Here is a 17280-nt window from a genome sequence, read left to right as displayed (position 1 = left end):
AACGGGGGCCGGTCTTGTATTGAGGGATTTCATGAAACCTCTTCTGTCTGTACTTGCCTTCGCGCTGCTTGCGCCGGCGGCATCCGATGCTCTGGTCGTGAGCTACGATGCGTATATTTCGAATGTTCCCTCGGAAACCGGTTTGGCCGAATTCTACGGAACCTACGGATGCGATGGCGGCAGTGACCAGCCCATCTGCAATCCGCCGATTCCGCCGGTTGGGACACTGGCCACGGTCGAACTTCACGTGGACGACGCGGAGTTGGACACTCTGATCGGCCCGACGGATCGTTGGACAATCGACCAGAGCTCCGCCCTTGGCCGTGCGTTTTCGGCTGTTCTGATCGTCCCGGGATTTTTCGAGGCGGTTCTGGACCCCTGGATGTATTACAACTCGGTCTACGCCGTGTCCGGGCTGTATCTTGCGGAAGAGAGCGGCCCTTTTGGCGGTATCCACGCCTTGCGAATGTCACTGGACACAAGCCGGTCTTTGGAGACCATTCGGGATGTCGTCGAGGCGCTGCTCCCCGTGGGACGGTTCGATGCGGATTTCGGCACCTACCCTGATCCGCTCTATGTCACGGCGACTCTGGCACCGGCGCCGGAAACTGTGCCTCTTCCAGAAACAGGGGTATTGCTGATCGGTGGGCTGGCGTTTGTTCTCGCCCGAAGGAAATCCGCCAGAGGGGCGTGATCTCGTGTCCCGGCCTCGGGGAGATTTGCGAAAGTTGTGCGAAACGGACTGCCGTCGACTGTATCAAAGCGGCATCAGCGCCCAGTAGTCGAGATCGAGCAGAACCTCGGGGAGATACTTGCCGTCCTCACCCCGGAGCCGGAACGGCGCTCCGCCCTTCGTTGCGACCAGCCTGAGCCGGATCGCGCCGACGCCGGGCGCGGCGGTCTCGGCCTTGTCCAGCACTTCCGACCACGCCTTCACCGTGTCGCCGGAGAAGCAAGGATTGGCATGGGCGCCTGCGTTCAGGCCAACGATCATCTGGGCATTGGCGAGCCCGTTGAAGCTGAGCGCACGGGCCATCGAGATGACGTGGCCGCCATAGATCAGCCGCTTGCCGTCCGGGCGGAACGTCGCGTCGAAATGGACCTTGGCGGTGTTCTGCCAGAGCCGCGTGGCCATCATGTGTTCGGCTTCCTCGATGGTGACGCCGTCGACATGGTCGATCCGTTCACCGATCTCGTAATCGCCCCAGCGATGGGGTTCGCCGGCCTGCGCGAACGGGTAGGCGTTGAACTCCAGCCCGAGCGGGAGCGCGAGTTCGGACGGATCCACGACCTGCGCCAGATCCGGGACCACCGTCTCGGGCGCCGGCGCTTCGGGATCGCGTTTCCGGACCATGACCCAGCGGACATAGTCGATCACCACGTCATTGGTCTGGTTGCGCCCCGTCGTGCGGACCCAGACCACGCCGGAGGTGCCGCTGGAGTTCTGCTTCAGCCCGATCACCTCGCTTTCCGAGCGCAGCGTGTCGCCCGGGTAGACCGGCGTGCGGAAATGGCCCTCGGCATAGCCGAGATTGGCCACCGCGTTGAGCGAGATCTCGGGAACGGTTTTGCCGAACACAGTGTGGAAAGTGATCAGGTCGTCCATCGGTGCCGCGCGCAGCCCGCATTTCCGGGCAAACTCGTCCGAGGAGGCCAGTGCGAAGCGGGACGGGTAGAGCGCGTGGTAGAGTGCCCGTTCGCCGCCCGAGAGCGTGCGCGGCACGGCATGCGCGATCACCTCGCCGAACCGGTAGTCCTCGAAGAAGCGGCCGGGGTTGGTCTTCTGCGCGGTTGCCGTGGCCATGTCACTGCTCTCCCAGCTTGAGGTCGGGGTGGTAGGTGCCGGCAACCTCCTTCACCACCGCCTGACCGCACCGCATCACGCCGCGTGCCGAATCAAAGGCATAGGTCGGATCACCCTGCAGGTGCCAGCCGTTGTTCAGCGCCTGGGTCACCTTATGGCAGAAGGCAGACGTGTCGTCCTCGCTCAGGAACCGATAGAGTTTCATGGGTAGAATCCGCAACTCGCAAAGGGGCAGTAGCCAAGCCAGGAATGCACCCAGCCGATAAGCAGCATGAGCACGGCGGAGGCCACGAGGAACATGACGTCCTTCCCGATCGAGCCGGGCTCCGGCGGTGTCCAGTCGGGCACGGCGCGGTTGACAAGGACGGGCGCGACCAGCGACCAGGCGAGCAGCCCGCCGAAGAGCAGGATAGACGCCAGCGTTCCGTTGACCAGAAGGTGGGCGATCGCCCAGAGGCTGAACCCCGCGAGCATCGGGTGGCGCATGCCGTTGGCCAGGCGGCCTTTCTTCGGCGCGGGTGACATCAGGAAGATGGCGATCAGCACCAGGAGGTTGTTGACGTGGAGAAGAAAGGTCGGCGGCGTCCAGACCTGGACGACGGGCGTCGCGCGGAACCCGATCACCATCAGGACGATGGAGACCAGCAGGGCGAGCGCGACGACTCCGCGCCCCTTGCTATCGCCGAGCGAACTGCGAAAGTCCGGCGCGAGACGCTTGAGAAGATGGGCGCCGCACCACAGCAGGACGCCGACAACGAGAAGCAGCCAACTCATGAAGATCTCCTAGTCCAGGGCGTTCATGGCCGCCGCCTTTGCCAGCGTGGCCTTCGCCGTGACTATATGGAGATTCTCCACGATCTTTCCATCGACGACCGCGACACCGAGACCCTTCGCCTCGGCCTCCTCGAAGGCGGTGATCTGGCGGCGGGCGAGGTCGATCTCGTCTTCGGTCGGCGCGAAGACCTCGTTGGCGATGGCGAGCTGCGCGGGATGGATCAGCGTCTTGCCGTCCATGCCGAGGTCGCGCCCCTGCTCGCATTCCGCCCTGAGCCCATCCTCGTCCTTGAAGGCGTTGTAGACGCCATCGATGCAGACGAGCCCACAGGCGCGGGCCGCCAGCAGGCAGGTCTGCAATGCCGTCTGGAGCGGCAGCCGGTCGGGGCGGTAGCGGCAGCCGAGATCCTTGGCGAGATCGTTGGTACCCATGACGAAACCGGTCATCCGTGGTGTGGCGGCGATGGTAAGGGCATTCAGGATGCCGACAGGGGTCTCCATCATCGCCCAGATCTCGGTCTCGCCGCAGGCGGGATGGGCGTCGAGCTGTGCCGCGACGGCCTCGACCTGTCCGGCGGTCTCCACCTTGGGCAGGAGCACCGCCTGCGGGCCGACCTCCATGATCGCGGCGAGGTCCTCCGGTCCCCAGGCCGTCTCCATCCCGTTCAGCCGCACGATCTGCGCCCGCGTGCCAAAGCCGCCGGCAGCCAGCGTCTCGGCCAACAGTTTGCGGGCATTGGCCTTTTCCTCGATCGCGACCGCATCCTCGAGATCGAAGATGATCGCGTCGACCGCAAGCCCCCGGGCCTTTTCCATGGCGCGTTCCCTGGAGCCGGGAATGTAGAGAACCGAGCGATAGGGGCGGGCGGCGGGATCCATGACTCTCTCCTGTCGTTTGCTGCAAAGCAGAAAGCACAGCGGCGCCCGCCGCGCAAGATAAGATCGCGCCGGGCCCTGGTGGGTGAAAGAATTATGCGCGGGCGCGCCGGTCACCTGGAAATCGGCCTTTGTATACCACCTGTTAACCATGTCCTTCGTAGTGAGGTAGCGGGACAGAGAACCGGGGACGGGCGAGTTGGTGCGCATCGAGGAACGAAGATGCGGAAAAAGAAACGCCACGAAAGAACGGGCGCCATCGGCGCGGCTATCCTGTTCTGCGCCCTATTCGTCAGCGTCGCTGCGGTCTGGCTCGTGCCGGCGCTCGACAGATCGGCCTGTTCGCCGCGCGACCGTGTCGTGGCTGGGCTCGACAGGCTCTTCGGAGAGGTCCATCGCGGTCGTGCGGTGACCGGCGACGACAGCGTGATGGAGTTCTTCAGTTCGCGCACCAACGGCACCTGGACTCTTCTGCGCACGCTTCCCGACGGGCGCAGCTGCGTCGTGGCAACAGGCAGCAGCACGACACAGCAGGCAAGCTCCAGTGTTTTCGAGACAGCACTCGACATCTGAGAGCGATTTCCAAGCCTCCGCGCGCGTTTCCGTGCACCCCAAGTTGGCGAGACGGCCAGGTGCCGCATGCGATACCGGGCAGACAGCCCTCAATGGAAGCCAAAGGGGCCGCATCAGCCACTTTTGGGCCTGATTCCGGGATTTCCGCGATCCAGCCCGCCGGTTCGCGCGGGTTATTCTGCGTGCAGCCTTGTGCCGCGCGCTGCCAAGCTTGCGCGCGCGCCCTCAAATGGCTAGGCACAGCGCCGAAGTCACACCAAACCCAGGGAACATCAAATCATGGCCAGACCCAAGATTGCCCTCATCGGCGCCGGTCAGATCGGCGGTACGCTTGCCCACCTCGCGGCGATGAAGGAACTCGGCGACGTCGTCCTGTTCGACATTGCCGAAGGCACTCCGGAAGGCAAGGCGCTCGACATCGCGGAGTCCGGCCCCGCCGAAGGGTTCGACGCCGCGCTCAAGGGCACACAGGACTACGCAGACATCGCCGGCGCCGATGTCTGCATCGTGACCGCCGGCGTGCCGCGCAAGCCGGGCATGAGCCGCGACGACCTGCTGGGCATCAACCTCAAGGTGATGAAGGCGGTGGGCGAGGGCATCCGCGACAACTGCCCCGACGCCTTCGTCATCTGCATCACCAACCCGCTCGACGCGATGGTCTGGGCGCTCCAGAAATTCTCCGGCCTGCCGACCAACATGGTCTGCGGTATGGCCGGCGTGCTGGACTCGGCCCGCTTCCGTCACTTCCTCTCCCTCGAGTTCAACGTCTCGATGAAGGACGTCACGGCCTTCGTCCTCGGCGGACATGGCGACACCATGGTCCCGTCGGTGCGCTATTCCACCGTCGGCGGCATCCCGCTGCCGGACCTCGTGGAAATGGGCTGGACCACCCAGGAGAAGCTCGACGCGATCGTCCAGCGTACCCGTGACGGCGGTGCCGAGATCGTCGGCCTGCTGAAAACCGGCTCCGCCTTCTACGCGCCGGCCACGTCGGCCATCGAGATGGCCGAGGCCTTCCTTAAGGACCAGAAGCGCCTGCTGCCCTGTGCGGCCTATTGCGACGGCGACCTCGGCCTGAAGGACACCTATGTCGGCGTGCCGACGATCATCGGCGCCGGCGGCATCGAGAAGGTGGTGAACATCAACCTCTCCAAGGAGGAGCAGGAGATGTTCGACAATTCGGTGGCTGCCGTGAAGGGCCTCGTCGAGGCCTGCAAGGGCATCGAGCCGTCGCTGGCCTGACCGGACAATCTACCACGCAACATGGGGCTGCCGCCGGGTCACCAGCGGCAGCCCTTTCCGTATGCGGCTAGCTCATCGCTTCGAGCGTGACCGGTTCGGGCTCCTGGGTCTCGTCGTAGAGCCCATGCCGGGTCTTGTCCCAGTAGAACGGCCGCATCAGCAATTCGAAAAGGGCCTTGTAGGAGGCGATCGCGGCGAGCGGGAAGTAGAGGTGGAGCGTCGGCACCCAGGGCATCAGGAACCGGTGCCCGCGGCCACGCGTGGCGAAGAGGCCGAGCGTGACGCCGACGATCTCTGAAGAGACGAACAGGCCCATCAGCGGCCAGTAGAGCGCCGCGGGAACCAGGCCGGACAGGGGATGCGGCAGGCCGAAGGCGAGCAGCCAGAAGGACCAGAGCACCGGCGCGAGCAGGAACTGCGAGAGCGTGCCGAGAAAGAGCACCTGGAAACCTGCGAACTGCCTTGGCCCGAGGTCGCGCCAGAGCTGGCGCGGCGCGCGCATATGCACCGCCCAGGTCATCGCGTAGCCCTTGAGCCAGCGGGAGCGCTGCCGGATCCATGGCAGGACGCGGCAGTTGGCCTCTTCCTTTGTGGTCGTGTCGACCATCTCGGTGCGATATCCCATCCGGACCAGCCGCATGCCGAGATCGGCATCCTCGGTGACGTTATGCGCGTCCCAGCCGCCGAGGGCCTCGAGCGCCGCGCGGCGGAAGTAAAGCGTCGTGCCGCCGAGCGGCAGCGCCAGCCGCATCCTTTGCAGGCCGGGCAGGACGACGCCGAACCAGCTCGCATATTCAATGGTAAAACAGCGGCTGAGCCAGTTCGCGCGCGCATTGTAGTAGTCGAGCTTGCCTTGCAGGCAGGCGACTTCCGGACCCCGCTCGTGAAAGCGGCGGACGACCTTATGGAGCTGGTCGGCGTCGGGGGCGTCCTCGGCATCCCAGACGCCGACGATCTGGCCCTTGCAGAAATCGAGCGCGTAGTTGAGCGCGCGGGGCTTGGTCTGCACGCCGCCCGCCGGCACCACGATCACCCGCATCCAGCGTGGCAGGGCGGTGCGCGCGAGCGCCGCCCGGGTCAGAGTGTCGGTCTCCTCGGCGACGAGGAGGATGTCCATCAGTTCCTTGGGGTAGGCCAGCCGTTCCAGCCGGCGGATCAGCCTTCCGGCAATCTCCGCCTCCCGAAAGAGCGGCACCATGACCGAGACCGTCGGCAACCGGGCGATAACCGGTCCGGTGCGGCGGATGGTGTGGAAGAGTTCGCCGTGTTGCGCGTGATGGGTGCGGGCCGCGAAGAAGAGCGCCGCCGCCTTGAGGCCCAGCGTCGCCACCAGCGTCGCTATGGCCCAGAGGGTAAGCAGCGAGAAGGTCGCGACCGGCCAGAGCAGCGCTGCTGTGAGAAAGGCCAGGAGCCCAACGGTTACGATCCGCGCCGCGCGGCGCCCGTCCCAGCCGCGACAGGACATGTCGAGGCGAACGCGCTGCTCGGCGCGGTCGGACAGGACCGGGTTGCGCAGCGCGGTGATCGCCCGATGCAGGGCGGGCTCGGTTGTCAGCGCCATGTGCACCTTGCCGAAACGCGCCTCGAGCGCATCTCGATGCGCGGCGAAACGTTCCGGTCGGGCGGTTGCGACGATCGTGGATGCGCCGGTGCGTCGCCAGGGCACGAGCCCGTCACCGAGGCAGCGCGTTGCGCTCCACTCGTCGATCAGCCGGGCGTCGGGCGGCTCCACCTCGAGATCGACGACATCGGTCTGCCATTGCTCGGAGAGCACATCGAGAAGCGTGGATTCGGACACCATGGAATTGGCCAGAAGGATGTCGCCCAGCCGCGCATCCTGTCTCGCCTGCATCGCCAGCGCCTTGACGAGATCTCCCGGCGCCAGAGCGCCGCGATTCACCAGCCGCTGGCCGAGCAGGTTCTTCGACGAGCCGCCGCCTTCGATGACGCGAGTATCGGTACGGACCGTCCGGATACGCGGACGGCGTTTCAGCGGGACCGGATTGTCCAGCAGCGATCTATGGGTCGGTGCGGTCATGGAGCGTGCCAGTATTCCCGGAACATCGGGAAGACACTGCTCGGCCCTTGGTTAATGAGTGCTTAACCGGCAGGGCCCAAGCGGCTCTTTCGCTCAGGCTGCGACGGAACGGTCCGCCATTGCCGCCGCAAAACGCTCGAAGAGGTAATAGCTGTCCTGTGGGCCGGGGCTGGCCTCGGGGTGGTATTGCACCGAGAAGACCGGCTTGTCCTCCAGGCGGATCCCGCAATTGGAGCCGTCGAAGAGCGAGACATGGGTCTCGCGAACGCCTTCGGGGAGAGTCTGGGCGTCGACGGTGAACCCGTGGTTCATCGATGTGATCTCGACCTTGCCGGTCTCGAGGTCCTTCACAGGGTGGTTCGCGCCGTGATGGCCGTGGTTCATCTTGATCGTCTTCGCGCCGAGCGCCAGCGCCAGCATCTGGTGGCCGAGGCAGATGCCGAAGACCGGCAGGCCCGCGTCCAGAACGCTGCGGATCATCGGCACGGCATATTCGCCGGTCGCCGCTGGGTCGCCCGGCCCGTTCGACAGGAACACGCCGTCGGGCGCATGCGCCAGTACCTCGTCCGCCGTTGCCGTCGCCGGCAACACGGTCACGTCGCAGCCCACCGAGGCGAGGCAGCGCAGGATGTTGCGCTTGGCGCCGTAGTCGACGGCCACGACCTTGTATTTCGGCGCTTCCTGGTGCGTGTAGCCTTCCGGCCAGGCCCAGCGCATCTCGTCCCAGCGGTAGCTCTGCGCGCAGGTCACGTCGCGCGCGAGGTCGAGCCCGACCAGCCCTTTGAACCCGCGCGCCGCCGCGACCAGCGCGGCGATGTCGAACTTGCCTTCGGGGTCATGCGCCAGCGCGACATGCGGCGCGCCCTGCTGCCGGATCGCGCGGGTCAGCCGCCGGGTGTCGATGCCACCTATGCCGATCCGGCCGCGCCGCTCGAGCCAGGCTTCGAGCCGTTCAGCCGCGCGCCAGTTCGAGGGTTCGGTCGGGTCCCATTTGACCACCATGCCGGCGGCCACCGGGTCCGCCGCCTCATCATCATCGGTGTTCACGCCGACATTGCCAATATGCGGGAAGGTGAAGGTGACCACCTGGCCGGCATAGGAAGGGTCGGTCATGATCTCCTGGTAGCCGGTCATCGCGGTGTTGAAACAAAGCTCGGCGACCGTCTGCCCCTTTGCGCCGAAGCCGCGCCCGAAAAACAGTGTCCCGTCGGCAAGGGCGAGGCAGGCGGTGGGTTTCGGGCTGGGCATCAGGCGACTCCTGCGGGCAAATCGGCGGCAACCTATGGGGCAGGCGGCGGGGCGTCAAGCGGCCCCGACGCGCCACGCCACCCGCGCAGGCCTGTCACGGAACCGCGCGCCTTGCCAGTCTGGTGCGAACTCTCTATTACCCCGGCGCGTTATCCGAGATCCGGGGGAGCCACGAGAATGACGCAGATCAGGGACAGGGTGAGCGCTGCCCTTAAGGAGGCCATGCGCAACAAGCAGGCCGACAGGCTGTCCACGCTTCGGTTGATCACCGCGGCGATCAAGGACCGCGACATCGCCGTCCGTGCCGAAAGCACCACAGAGGGCGTGACCGAGGATGACGTGTTGCAGATCCTCGGCAAGATGGTCAAGCAGCGCCAGGAGAGCGCGCATGCCTATGAGGAGGGAGGCCGACTGGAACTCGCCGAGCAGGAGCGGTCGGAAATCCTCGTGATCGAGGAATTTCTTCCCCGCAAGCTGACCGAGGACGAGGTCGACGCTGCCATTGCCAAGGCGATCGCCGATACCGGAGCGGAGAGCATCCGCGACATGGGCAAGGTCATGGGCGCGCTCAAGGCGAAATACATGGGGCAGATGGATTTCGGCGCTGTCGGCCCGCGGGTCAAATCGCAGCTGGGCTAACGAACCATGTCGGGAATTCTGGTGCGCGACAGCCGGCCCGAGGACCTGCCGCAGATCGCGGCGATCTACGCCTATGAAGTGCTGCACGGGCTCGCCACCTTCGAGGAGATCCCGCCGGATACCGAAGAAATGGGCCGCCGGCGGGAAGCGGTGCGAGAGCTCGGTCTTCCGCATCTCGTCGCCACCGCCGAGCGCGCGGATCGCATTCTCGGTTATGCCTATGCTGCGGCCTACCGCGCCCGCCCGGCCTATCGCAACACGGTCGAGGATTCGGTCTATGTCGCCGAGACCGCCCGCGGCCGGGGCGTCGGCCGGGCGCTGCTCGCCGAACTCGTTGCGCGCTGCGAGGAAGGCTGGCGCCGCCAGATGATCGCGGTGATCGGCAACAGCGCCAACCGGGGTTCCATCGAGCTCCACCGGTCACTCGGGTTTGAGCATGTCGGCACGCTCAAGGCGGTGGGCTTCAAGCATGGCCAATGGGTCGACACGGTCTATATGCAGCGCCCGCTTGGTCCGGGAAGCACAGTGCCGCAATCGCCGCCGGGGGCGGGCTGACGGCACTGCGCCTTTGCACGTTGCTCAGGCCGCGATGCGCGCCACCTGTTCCTGTGCGCTCGCCATCGTTCCGGCAGCGTCAAAGGCCAGCTTGTCGGCCCGGATCAGTTCGATATCCGTCATCCCCATGAAACCGAGCACGTGGCGCAGATAGGGCGTGGCGTAGTCGATCGCCGAACCGGCCTCGGTGCCGCCCGAGGCCATTGCAATGATCACCCGCTTGCCGGTGAGCAGCCCGACAGGGCCGTCCTGAGTGTAGTTGAAGGTGACGCCAGCGCGGGCGATGAGGTCGATCCAGGCCTTGAGCGCGGCGGGCAGGCCGAAATTGTAGACCGGCAGTCCGATGACGATCACATCGGCCGCCTTGAGTTCGGCGACGAGCGTGTCGGAGAGCGCGATCATGTCCCGCTGGCCTTGCGAGAGCGTTTCGGGCGCGCTGCCCTTGGTGATGGTTACGAAGCCCTCGTCGACTTGCGGCAGCGGTTCGCGCGCAAGATCGCGCGTGATCACCGTCGCGCCATTGAATTTGTCGACGATCGCGTTGGTCAGCTCGCGGCTCACGGAGTCGGTCAGGCGGGCGGAACTGTCGATCTTGAGGAGGGTCGGGGAAGTCATCTACGGAATGTCCTTCGGCTGGGTTCTTGTTCCAGCCAAAGGTGCTTATGTTCTTTCGTGCCTTCAATCCGCGGAAATCGCTCTTGCTCTGTGCGGAAATGCAGAGGCAGCCAATGCTGGCGGATCCAGTCGGTCAGTTGCCGAGATCGACCTCGCGGCAGGTCGGGACAAATCCGGCAGGGCTGGCGGGGTCGGCCAGGGATTTGCAGTAGAGAATGTCGCCGGTACGTCCATCGACGACCCAGAGGCCGCTTTCACCGTCCGGGACGGCCTCGAAGGCTCTGGCCGGGCCGTATTGTCCCTGGCTCCGGTTCATTCCCTTGCCTCTCCCCTGACCGGGGCCCTGTTGTCCCTGCATCCAACCTTGACCGCCGTAACCGGGCCTCTGATCCTGCATCCAACCTTGGCCGCCATTGCCGCGGCCCTGACCTTGCATCCATCCCTGGCCGCCATTGCCGCGGCCCTGACCTTGCATCCATCCTTGGCCGCCATTGCTAGGTCCTTGTGCCTGCATCCGTCCCTGGCCGCCATTGCTAGGTCCTTGTGCCTGCATCCGTCCCTGGCCGCCATTGCCGCGTCCTTGTCCCGGCATCCATCCCTGGCTGCCGTTGCCTCGACCTTGGCCCTGCATCCATCCCTGACCGCCATTTCCGGGACGCTGGCCTTGCATCCAACCTTGACCGCCATCGCCACGGCCTTGGCCCTGCATCCAGCCTTGGCCACCATTGCCGGGACCTTGGCCTTGCGCCCATCCCTGACCCATCCCGGGCGCTCGGGCACCGGGGCCGAAATCGGCTTGTGTGAGGACGCCGTCGCCGTTGCCGTCCATCATCGCCATCCAGGCTTCGGTGGCGGCGTGGAACTCTTCCGGGGTGACTCCGCCGTCGCCATCGGTGTCAGCCGCGACGAAGCCGAGGCTCATTTCGGCGCGCCCGCTGCCGGTGCCGCGATCGGCGGGACGCTGCATGGAGTCCCGGCGGGTCTGGTCGAGCACCGCGAATTCATCGGCGTTCAGAACGCCGTCCTCATTCTCGTCGAAGCCGGCGAAAAGATCGTCGCGGCGGCTCTGCAATTCCTCGAGCGTGATGCGGCCATCCTCGTCCGCGTCCCAGTTGGTCAGGAAGTTCACGCCTGGTTCGAACGGAGCCTCGGCGGTCTGGGCGACGAGCGCACCGGTTGAGACAGCGGCGACCGCGGCAAGTGCGACTGCGGAAAGGTAGTGCCGTTTCATGGCGAGGGTTCCCTTGGTTGAGGTGTCATTGCCTCTTTCACGGGGAGCCCGGAAAAATCCGTCGCGCGGATGCAAAAAGGCGCGCGGCTCTCCGCGCGCCTCAAGCCAGTACCGGAATGATCACTCGTCTCCGGCGACGTCTCCCGTCGTCGACAGGCGCGCGACGAGCGGTTCGCCGAGCGGGTTCGTCAGAATCCTCTGGATCTTGAACGGGCTGCCGCCCTCCTCGCGCAGGGCGAGGAGCTGTGTAAGCTGGCTGCTGGAATATTGACCGGGCTCGACACCTGCCTTGCGGGCAAGCTGGGTCTGGTCGGCGGCAGCCGGCATCGCGATGAGAGCGACCAGCCCGGCAATCATAGCTATCCGTTTCATGTTCATGCCTTTCCTGGTCCAGGCGCCTCCCGGAGTCTGCGGTGGCGCCGTTTCACTTGCTTGGTTCAGATGGGGTCGGCCGGGCAAAAAACAGCTTTCGGAAATTGCGGCAATCTGTTCATCTCCGCACAACACTTTTGCGGGATGCGGGTTTGAGTGAGATGACTGTCGATACCTGGGACGAGATCCGGACCTCCTTCCACGTCGCCAAGCTGGGCACGGTCTCCGGCGCCGCCGAGGCGCTCGGCGTGCACCACGCGACCGTGATCCGCCATGTCGACGCGCTCGAGGCGCGGCTCGGGACCAAGCTGTTCCAGCGCCATGCCCGCGGCTACACGCCCACGGAGGCGGGAATGGACCTGCTTCAGGTCGCCGCGGCCACCGAAGACCAGTTCACCCAACTCGTCGGCCGCATCCGGGGGCGCGGATCCGACGTTTCGGGCGAGCTGATCATCACCTCGGTGCCGGTGCTCTCGACGCAGATCGCGCCGCTTCTGGCCGAGTTCATGGAGGAGCATCCCGAAATCCGGGTGCGCTTCCTGACCGACCAGCGACTCTTCAAGCTCGAATATGGCGAGGCGCATGTGGCGATCCGCGCTGGGCGGAAACCGGACCAGCCCGACAATGTCGTCCAGAGCCTCGTCGTGCTGCCGATGGCGCTTTACGCGACCAGGCGCTACGTTGAGCGGTTCGGGATGCTCGAGGAGGGCAACTGGGAGGGCCACCGCTTTGTTGGTACCGACGACCCCAACGACCGCGCGCCCTTCTACCGTTGGATGTTCGAAACGATACCGGCCGACCGGATCGTCTATCGCGCCTCTCAGGCACGCTCGGTGGCGGACGGCGTTCTTGCAGGGGCGGGGATCGGTTTCCTGCTCACCCACCAAGCGATGAACGAGCCCGACCTCGTGCAGATGATGGAGCCGAAGCCGGAATGGCACAGCCCGCTCTGGCTGGTCACCCATGTCGACTTGCACAGGACCGCGAAGGTCCAGACGATGGTCAAGTTTCTCAAGGCGAAGTGCAAGGAATTGGAGCAGGGATGAGCCGGGTCCGGATTCCGGGGCAGTCCGGACGCGGGCATCTCGCAATGCTGCTGTTCTCGGCCCTGGTGGCAGGCTCTTTCAGTCTTGGGTCGATGGCGGCGAACGAGATTGCACCGGCGGCGCTCAATGCGGCGCGTTTCGTGCTGGCGGCGGCCGTGCTGGGGGCAGTGGCGGCGAGCACCGGCGGGCTCACCCGGGCCGCTTTCGCGGCCCCTTGGCGCTACCTGATCCTCGGGGGCCTGTTGGCGGTCTATTTCGTGACCATGTTCGAGGGGCTCAAGACGGCGCCGCCGGTCTCGGCCGCGGCGGTCTTCACGCTGACGCCGCTGATGGCGGCGGGATTCGGTTGGCTTCTGGAAGGGCAGGTGATGACGACGCGCATCGCCGTGGCACTGGCGATCGGCGCGTTGGGGGCGCTCTGGGTCATCTTTCGGGCCGACTGGTCCGCGTTCCGTGCCTTCGAGATCGGCCGCGGCGAGATGATCTTCTTCGGCGGCTGCGCCGCCCATGCCGCGTATACGCCGATGGTGCCGCGGCTGAACCGGGGCGAGAGCCCGCTGGTCTTCGCTTTCGGAACGCTGGTCGCGGCGGCCTTTGTAATCGGGCTCCCCGGCGCGCGCGACATTCTGGAAACAGACTGGGCCGCGCTTCCGCGTATCGTGTGGATCACGCTCATTTACGTGGCCATCGTCGCGTCTTCGATCACATTCTTCCTGTTGCAGTTCGCCGCTCTCCGGCTCCCGGCCTCCAAGGTCATGGCCTACACCTATCTGGTGCCAAGCTGGGTGATCGGCTGGGAGGTCGCGCTCGGCCAACCGCTGCCGAAGGCGCTGGTTGCGGTCGGCTTGGCCCTGACGGTGCTGGCGCTCGTGCTGTTGCTGGAAGCGCGCAAGCTGTAGGGAACGGCTGTGGGAGTGGGCGCGCGGTGCCAGCGATCTCTCTCCTGAGGATTTCCGGGCAGACGTGTCCGGGACAGGAGCAGGGTCATTCCAGTTCCCAAGGCACAGCGGGCGTCAGCTCTCGTCGAAGTCGGCCAGTTCCTGTTCGAGGAAGCGTTCGAAGGCATCGAGATTGATCGCCTCGAACTGGCCGAATCCCTGCATCCAGACCGAGGCCTCTCGCAGGGCGTCCGGCTCAAGCTTGCACCATTTCAACCGCCCGCGCTTCTCCTGGCTGATGAGCCCGGCGCGGGTCAGGATGACGAGGTGCTTCGAGATCGCCGCGAGCGACATGTCGAAGGGGTCGGCGACGTCGGTGACCGCCATGTCGTCCTCGAGAAGCATCGTCAGGATCCGACGGCGGGTCGGATCGGACAAGGCGGCAAAGACGAGGTCAAGCGACGGCTGCATGGCCGCAGGTTACGCTGGCGGCGCGGCCGGGGAAAGGGAGGGAGAGACCCGCCGCGCCGCCAGGAGAGCCCTGCCGCAGGGGGCGGCGGGGCAGGTTCCGCTCAGGCGGTCCGTTCGGACGCCGGGCGAGAGGAGTTCACGAAAGCGGTCAGACGCTTCCAGCCGGCCGAAACGCTCTCAGCGATCATCCGGGCCCGCATCTGCTCCGCTTCGCGTTCGATCCGGCGCAGGGTTTCGGGGTGGATGGCGCGGTCAAAATCGATCTTGTCCATGGTTGCTGTCCTGTAAGTCGTTGTTTCGATCTGACTTCAAGCTAGACTGTTACCGGTAACACATGAAGGGCCGGCGACCGAAATGCCGCAATGCAGAAAACGCATGGCGTCGCCAGTCAACGTCTGAGGCGTCCTCCAGAAACCGGACCTTCCCAGTGTCTCAAAACCGCAAGAAGCGGGTGGCGCGTGCCTTCGCCCTCTGGCAGAGAAGCCGCATGACAATACGCAACTGGTTCTGGGTCCTGGCGCTTGGTTTCGGCTGGGGGGCCTCCTTCCTCTTCAACGCGATCCTGCTGAGGGACATCGGACCGCTTTCGGTCTCCGCCCTGCGCATCGCGCTCGGCGCGGCGACCTGCTGGGCCTGGGTCTGGGCGACGCGCAAGCCGGTGCCCTGGCGGCCAGCACTGGCCGCGCAGATGCTGTTTCTCGGCCTTGCCAACTACGGCATCCCCTTCGCCATCTACCCGATGGCGCAGCAATATGTGACCTCCGGCGTGGCCGGGATCGTCAACGCGATGATGCCGATCATGGTGGTGATCGTCTCGCATTTCTGGCCCGGCGGCGAGAAGGCGACGGCGGGACGGAGCCTCGGTATCCTGTTCGGATTCGCCGGCATCGTGGTGCTGACCCTGCCGGCGGTCGGCCGCGGCGCCGAAAGCCAGGTCTGGGCGATCCTGTTCATGCTGCTCGCGCCGATCTGCTACGCGGTGGCGCTGAACTACCTGCGCCGGTTCCACGGCCTCGACACGGCGGTCCTCGCGGCAATGGCGCTGACCGCGGGAGCGGTCGAGATGACACCGGTGATGCTGGCGGTGGAAGGGGTGCCACATATCACCTCGCTCGCCGGCTGGCTGTCTTTGATCGCGATCGGCGTGGCGCTGACCGGCCTCTCCTTCATAGCGATGTATGCACTGGTCGGGCGGGTCGGCGCGACAAATGCCTCGACCGTCACCTTCGTTGCGCCGGTTTCGGCCGTTCTGCTCGGCGCTCTGGTCCTTGGCGACCATGTCGAAACCGAGCACCTGCTCGGCATGGCGCTGATCTTCTGCGGGCTTGCCGTGCTCGACGGGCGGCTACTCACGTGGCGCCGCCGCGCCAATTGAGCCTCCGATGCCTGCCTGATCCGGCAATGCCGCGGCTTGGCCATTTCCCATAGTGGGATCTTGCGGCCTGCCACGCGGTGATACCGGGGAACGATCCGGAAAATCAGCCCGGCCGCAAAGGGCCGGGCTCGCCGTGTTCAGCGGGGTCGCTGGCGCGGCCTGCGCCAAGGACACCGGCTCGGATCAGCCGCGCGCGAACGCGTCCGTCAGCAGGACCACGGCAGCGAAGCGGTGCGCCGTGCGGATCGCGTGGCCCGGGAAGCCGGGCAGGTTCTCGAGCGCGGAACGCAGAAGCAACTCGGTCGAGGAGACCGCCATGGCGATCTTGTCATATTGCACCTGTTTCCTCGGCGTGCCGCCGGAGCGCAGGAGCAGCGTTTCGGTTTCCTTGATGATCGCACGCGCCGCCGGTTCCACCTCGGCTCTGGCGGTTTGCTTGACCGCACGGATTGTACGATTGCCAATGCGCGAAGGCGGCTGGGCCGGATCCTCGTATTGATCGACCAGTGCACTCAGCTTTGCGCCGCCGGTGGCCAGAATTTCCTGCGCCTTTCGATAGTCGCTCGGCTTGTTGGTTCGGACCGCCGCCGCGTCCTTGAAGACATAGCTTAGGCAGTCATAGCGATAGACCCAGGGGAATTGCCCGCAGCGCTCGGAATCGCCGTCGATGATGCGCAGGATCCAGGCGGTGGCCTGGTTGGCCGCGCTGGTGCGGTCCTCTCCGGTCGCCATCGAGGGAGAGCTATGGTAGTCCTCTTCGCTTTCCTGGGCGAGGGCCACGCCCGAGGAGAAACTGGCTGCGACGGCGATAAGCGCGAGCTGCCGTGTCCATCTGAAAATTCCCTGAAGTCTGGTGTCGAAGATCATGGCTGTACCCTCCGCAGATTTCCCGGGCTGAACGCGCCGTAGACACCGCAACTCGCAATGGAGACCGGGGCCGACAGCACCCAGGTTCGACTCGCTTCAGTCTAGCGCATTCCGCCGGGGTTCGGGATTGACGTGCATCAATCGGTCGCGGCCCTTGCGAAAAGATCAACCAAAAGGTTGAATTTGCTCCCCGGGGAGATGTCGGGCGCTAACACGAGCGGCGGAATCAGTGTCCGCATTTTTATGTTTTTTAATCAATGAGTTGTCTGGATTTTCAGTTGCGGCATAGCCAATTGACTCCGACGCCACCCCCGGCATAGGGTCCGCTCCAATTGTTGGAGGGCGGTCCCACTTGTCTGACGACGGCGAACGCGAGCGGCTCCGGCGGCTCGAAGAGAAGATCGCGCGTGCCAAGGGCGAGGCAAAGGGGCCCACACCGACGGGAGACATCTCTCAGGCGAACGTGGCCTGGCAGATGGTGACGGAGCTTGTGGCCGGGATCGTGATCGGCCTTGGCATCGGTCTCGGGCTGGACGCGCTTTTAGGCACAAAGCCCCTGATGCTGGTGCTGTTCATATTGGTGGGCTTCGCGGCCGGTGTGCGCGTGATGATGCGGACCGCTGCGGACGTTCAGGAGAAGCAGGCAGCGAAAGCGGCCGAGGACAAGAGGGACTGA

The 17280-nt window shown here is 65.4% G+C and carries 21 protein-coding genes; 9 read left to right on the top strand and 12 right to left on the bottom strand.

Features of this window, described 5'->3' with window-relative positions; all coding sequences use genetic code 11:
- Window positions 1-31 precede the first annotated feature (31 nt).
- Window positions 32-694, top strand: coding sequence for a hypothetical protein (locus EU800_RS14965; protein ID WP_129633783.1), 663 nt, complete (start codon window positions 32-34; stop codon window positions 692-694).
- Window positions 695-757: 63 nt separating this feature from the next.
- On the opposite strand, the gene EU800_RS14960 is transcribed toward EU800_RS14965, so the two are convergent.
- Genes EU800_RS14960 through EU800_RS14945 form a run of 4 tightly spaced genes read right to left on the bottom strand, consistent with a single transcriptional unit; the run spans window position 758 to window position 3457 of the window.
- Window positions 758-1804, bottom strand: coding sequence for a MaoC family dehydratase (locus tag EU800_RS14960; protein ID WP_129633781.1), 1047 nt, complete (start codon window positions 1802-1804; stop codon window positions 758-760).
- Between the two features lies 1 nt (window position 1805).
- Complete coding sequence (locus EU800_RS14955) at window positions 1806-2009, bottom strand: DUF1737 domain-containing protein (RefSeq protein WP_129633779.1); 204 nt, start codon at window positions 2007-2009, stop codon at window positions 1806-1808.
- Entirely contained in the window at window positions 2006-2578 is a 573-nt protein-coding gene (locus EU800_RS14950) for an NnrU family protein (protein ID WP_129633777.1), read from the bottom strand. Before EU800_RS14950 ends, EU800_RS14955 begins: the two co-directional genes overlap by 4 nt.
- Before the next feature lie 9 nt (window positions 2579-2587).
- Window positions 2588-3457: a CoA ester lyase gene (locus tag EU800_RS14945; protein ID WP_129633775.1), complete on the bottom strand. Its 870-nt coding sequence runs from the start codon at window positions 3455-3457 to the stop codon at window positions 2588-2590.
- 219 nt (window positions 3458-3676) lie between these two features.
- On the opposite strand from EU800_RS14945, the gene EU800_RS14940 reads away from it, so the two are divergent.
- Both EU800_RS14940 and mdh read left to right on the top strand, forming a co-directional pair.
- Window positions 3677-4027: a hypothetical protein gene (locus tag EU800_RS14940; protein WP_129633773.1), complete on the top strand. Its 351-nt coding sequence runs from the start codon at window positions 3677-3679 to the stop codon at window positions 4025-4027.
- Between the two features lie 279 nt (window positions 4028-4306).
- The gene (gene mdh / locus EU800_RS14935; protein WP_129633771.1) at window positions 4307-5269 is read left to right on the top strand and encodes a malate dehydrogenase; all 963 of its coding nucleotides are present in this window, start codon (window positions 4307-4309) and stop codon (window positions 5267-5269) included.
- 67 nt (window positions 5270-5336) lie between these two features.
- On the opposite strand, the gene EU800_RS14930 is transcribed toward mdh, so the two are convergent.
- Together EU800_RS14930 and carA are read right to left on the bottom strand one after the other, a co-directional pair.
- A complete protein-coding gene (locus EU800_RS14930; protein WP_129633769.1) occupies window positions 5337-7307 on the bottom strand; it encodes a glycosyltransferase family 2 protein in 1971 nt (656 codons plus the stop codon).
- 93 nt (window positions 7308-7400) lie between these two features.
- The gene (carA, locus tag EU800_RS14925; RefSeq protein ID WP_129633767.1) at window positions 7401-8555 is read right to left on the bottom strand and encodes a glutamine-hydrolyzing carbamoyl-phosphate synthase small subunit; all 1155 of its coding nucleotides are present in this window, start codon (window positions 8553-8555) and stop codon (window positions 7401-7403) included.
- Between the two features lie 177 nt (window positions 8556-8732).
- Between carA and EU800_RS14920 the strand changes: the two genes are divergently transcribed.
- Window positions 8733-9194 carry a GatB/YqeY domain-containing protein gene (locus tag EU800_RS14920; RefSeq protein WP_129633765.1) on the top strand — a complete coding sequence of 154 codons (462 nt, stop codon included), beginning with the start codon at window positions 8733-8735 and terminating at the stop codon, window positions 9192-9194.
- 6 nt (window positions 9195-9200) lie between these two features.
- Window positions 9201-9749 (top strand): GNAT family N-acetyltransferase, encoded by a 549-nt coding sequence (locus EU800_RS14915; protein ID WP_129633763.1) that lies wholly within the window; start codon window positions 9201-9203, stop codon window positions 9747-9749.
- Window positions 9750-9773: 24 nt separating this feature from the next.
- Here the strand turns inward: EU800_RS14915 and EU800_RS14910 are convergent, their stop codons facing one another.
- From EU800_RS14910 to EU800_RS14900, 3 genes are all read right to left on the bottom strand, one after another.
- Window positions 9774-10364, bottom strand: a complete 591-nt coding sequence (locus EU800_RS14910; RefSeq protein WP_129633761.1) for an FMN-dependent NADH-azoreductase — start codon at window positions 10362-10364, stop codon at window positions 9774-9776.
- A gap of 133 nt (window positions 10365-10497) precedes the next feature.
- Window positions 10498-11595, bottom strand: a complete 1098-nt coding sequence (locus EU800_RS14905; protein WP_129633759.1) for an EF-hand domain-containing protein — start codon at window positions 11593-11595, stop codon at window positions 10498-10500.
- Between the two features lie 120 nt (window positions 11596-11715).
- A complete protein-coding gene (locus tag EU800_RS14900; protein WP_129633757.1) occupies window positions 11716-11967 on the bottom strand; it encodes a hypothetical protein in 252 nt (83 codons plus the stop codon).
- Between the two features lie 161 nt (window positions 11968-12128).
- Between EU800_RS14900 and EU800_RS14895 the strand changes: the two genes are divergently transcribed.
- On the top strand, window positions 12129-13013 hold the full coding sequence (locus EU800_RS14895) for a LysR family transcriptional regulator (protein ID WP_129633904.1): 885 nt from the start codon (window positions 12129-12131) through the stop codon (window positions 13011-13013).
- Window positions 13010-13912 carry a DMT family transporter gene (locus tag EU800_RS14890; RefSeq protein ID WP_129633755.1) on the top strand — a complete coding sequence of 301 codons (903 nt, stop codon included), beginning with the start codon at window positions 13010-13012 and terminating at the stop codon, window positions 13910-13912. The genes EU800_RS14895 and EU800_RS14890 overlap by 4 nt, the downstream gene beginning before the upstream one ends.
- Before the next feature lie 114 nt (window positions 13913-14026).
- On the opposite strand, the gene EU800_RS14885 is transcribed toward EU800_RS14890, so the two are convergent.
- Window positions 14027-14362, bottom strand: coding sequence for a helix-turn-helix transcriptional regulator (locus tag EU800_RS14885; protein WP_129633753.1), 336 nt, complete (start codon window positions 14360-14362; stop codon window positions 14027-14029).
- A gap of 101 nt (window positions 14363-14463) precedes the next feature.
- Window positions 14464-14634: an RSP_7527 family protein gene (locus EU800_RS26885; RefSeq protein ID WP_165354679.1), complete on the bottom strand. Its 171-nt coding sequence runs from the start codon at window positions 14632-14634 to the stop codon at window positions 14464-14466.
- Window positions 14635-14849: 215 nt separating this feature from the next.
- Here EU800_RS26885 and EU800_RS14880 point away from each other — a divergent pair, with 215 nt between their 5' ends.
- Complete coding sequence (locus tag EU800_RS14880; RefSeq protein WP_129633751.1) at window positions 14850-15737, top strand: DMT family transporter; 888 nt, start codon at window positions 14850-14852, stop codon at window positions 15735-15737.
- 183 nt (window positions 15738-15920) lie between these two features.
- Here EU800_RS14880 and EU800_RS14875 read toward each other — a convergent pair whose 3' ends face one another.
- Window positions 15921-16604 (bottom strand): hypothetical protein, encoded by a 684-nt coding sequence (locus tag EU800_RS14875; RefSeq protein ID WP_129633749.1) that lies wholly within the window; start codon window positions 16602-16604, stop codon window positions 15921-15923.
- 352 nt (window positions 16605-16956) lie between these two features.
- Between EU800_RS14875 and EU800_RS14870 the strand changes: the two genes are divergently transcribed.
- Window positions 16957-17280 carry an AtpZ/AtpI family protein gene (locus tag EU800_RS14870; protein WP_129633747.1) on the top strand — a complete coding sequence of 108 codons (324 nt, stop codon included), beginning with the start codon at window positions 16957-16959 and terminating at the stop codon, window positions 17278-17280.

The organism is Tropicimonas sp. IMCC6043, from assembly GCF_004146235.1.
GTDB lineage: Bacteria > Pseudomonadota > Alphaproteobacteria > Rhodobacterales > Rhodobacteraceae > Tropicimonas.
Note: the sequence above shows the minus strand (reverse complement) of the source record. Positions and strands in the feature narration are given on the sequence as shown.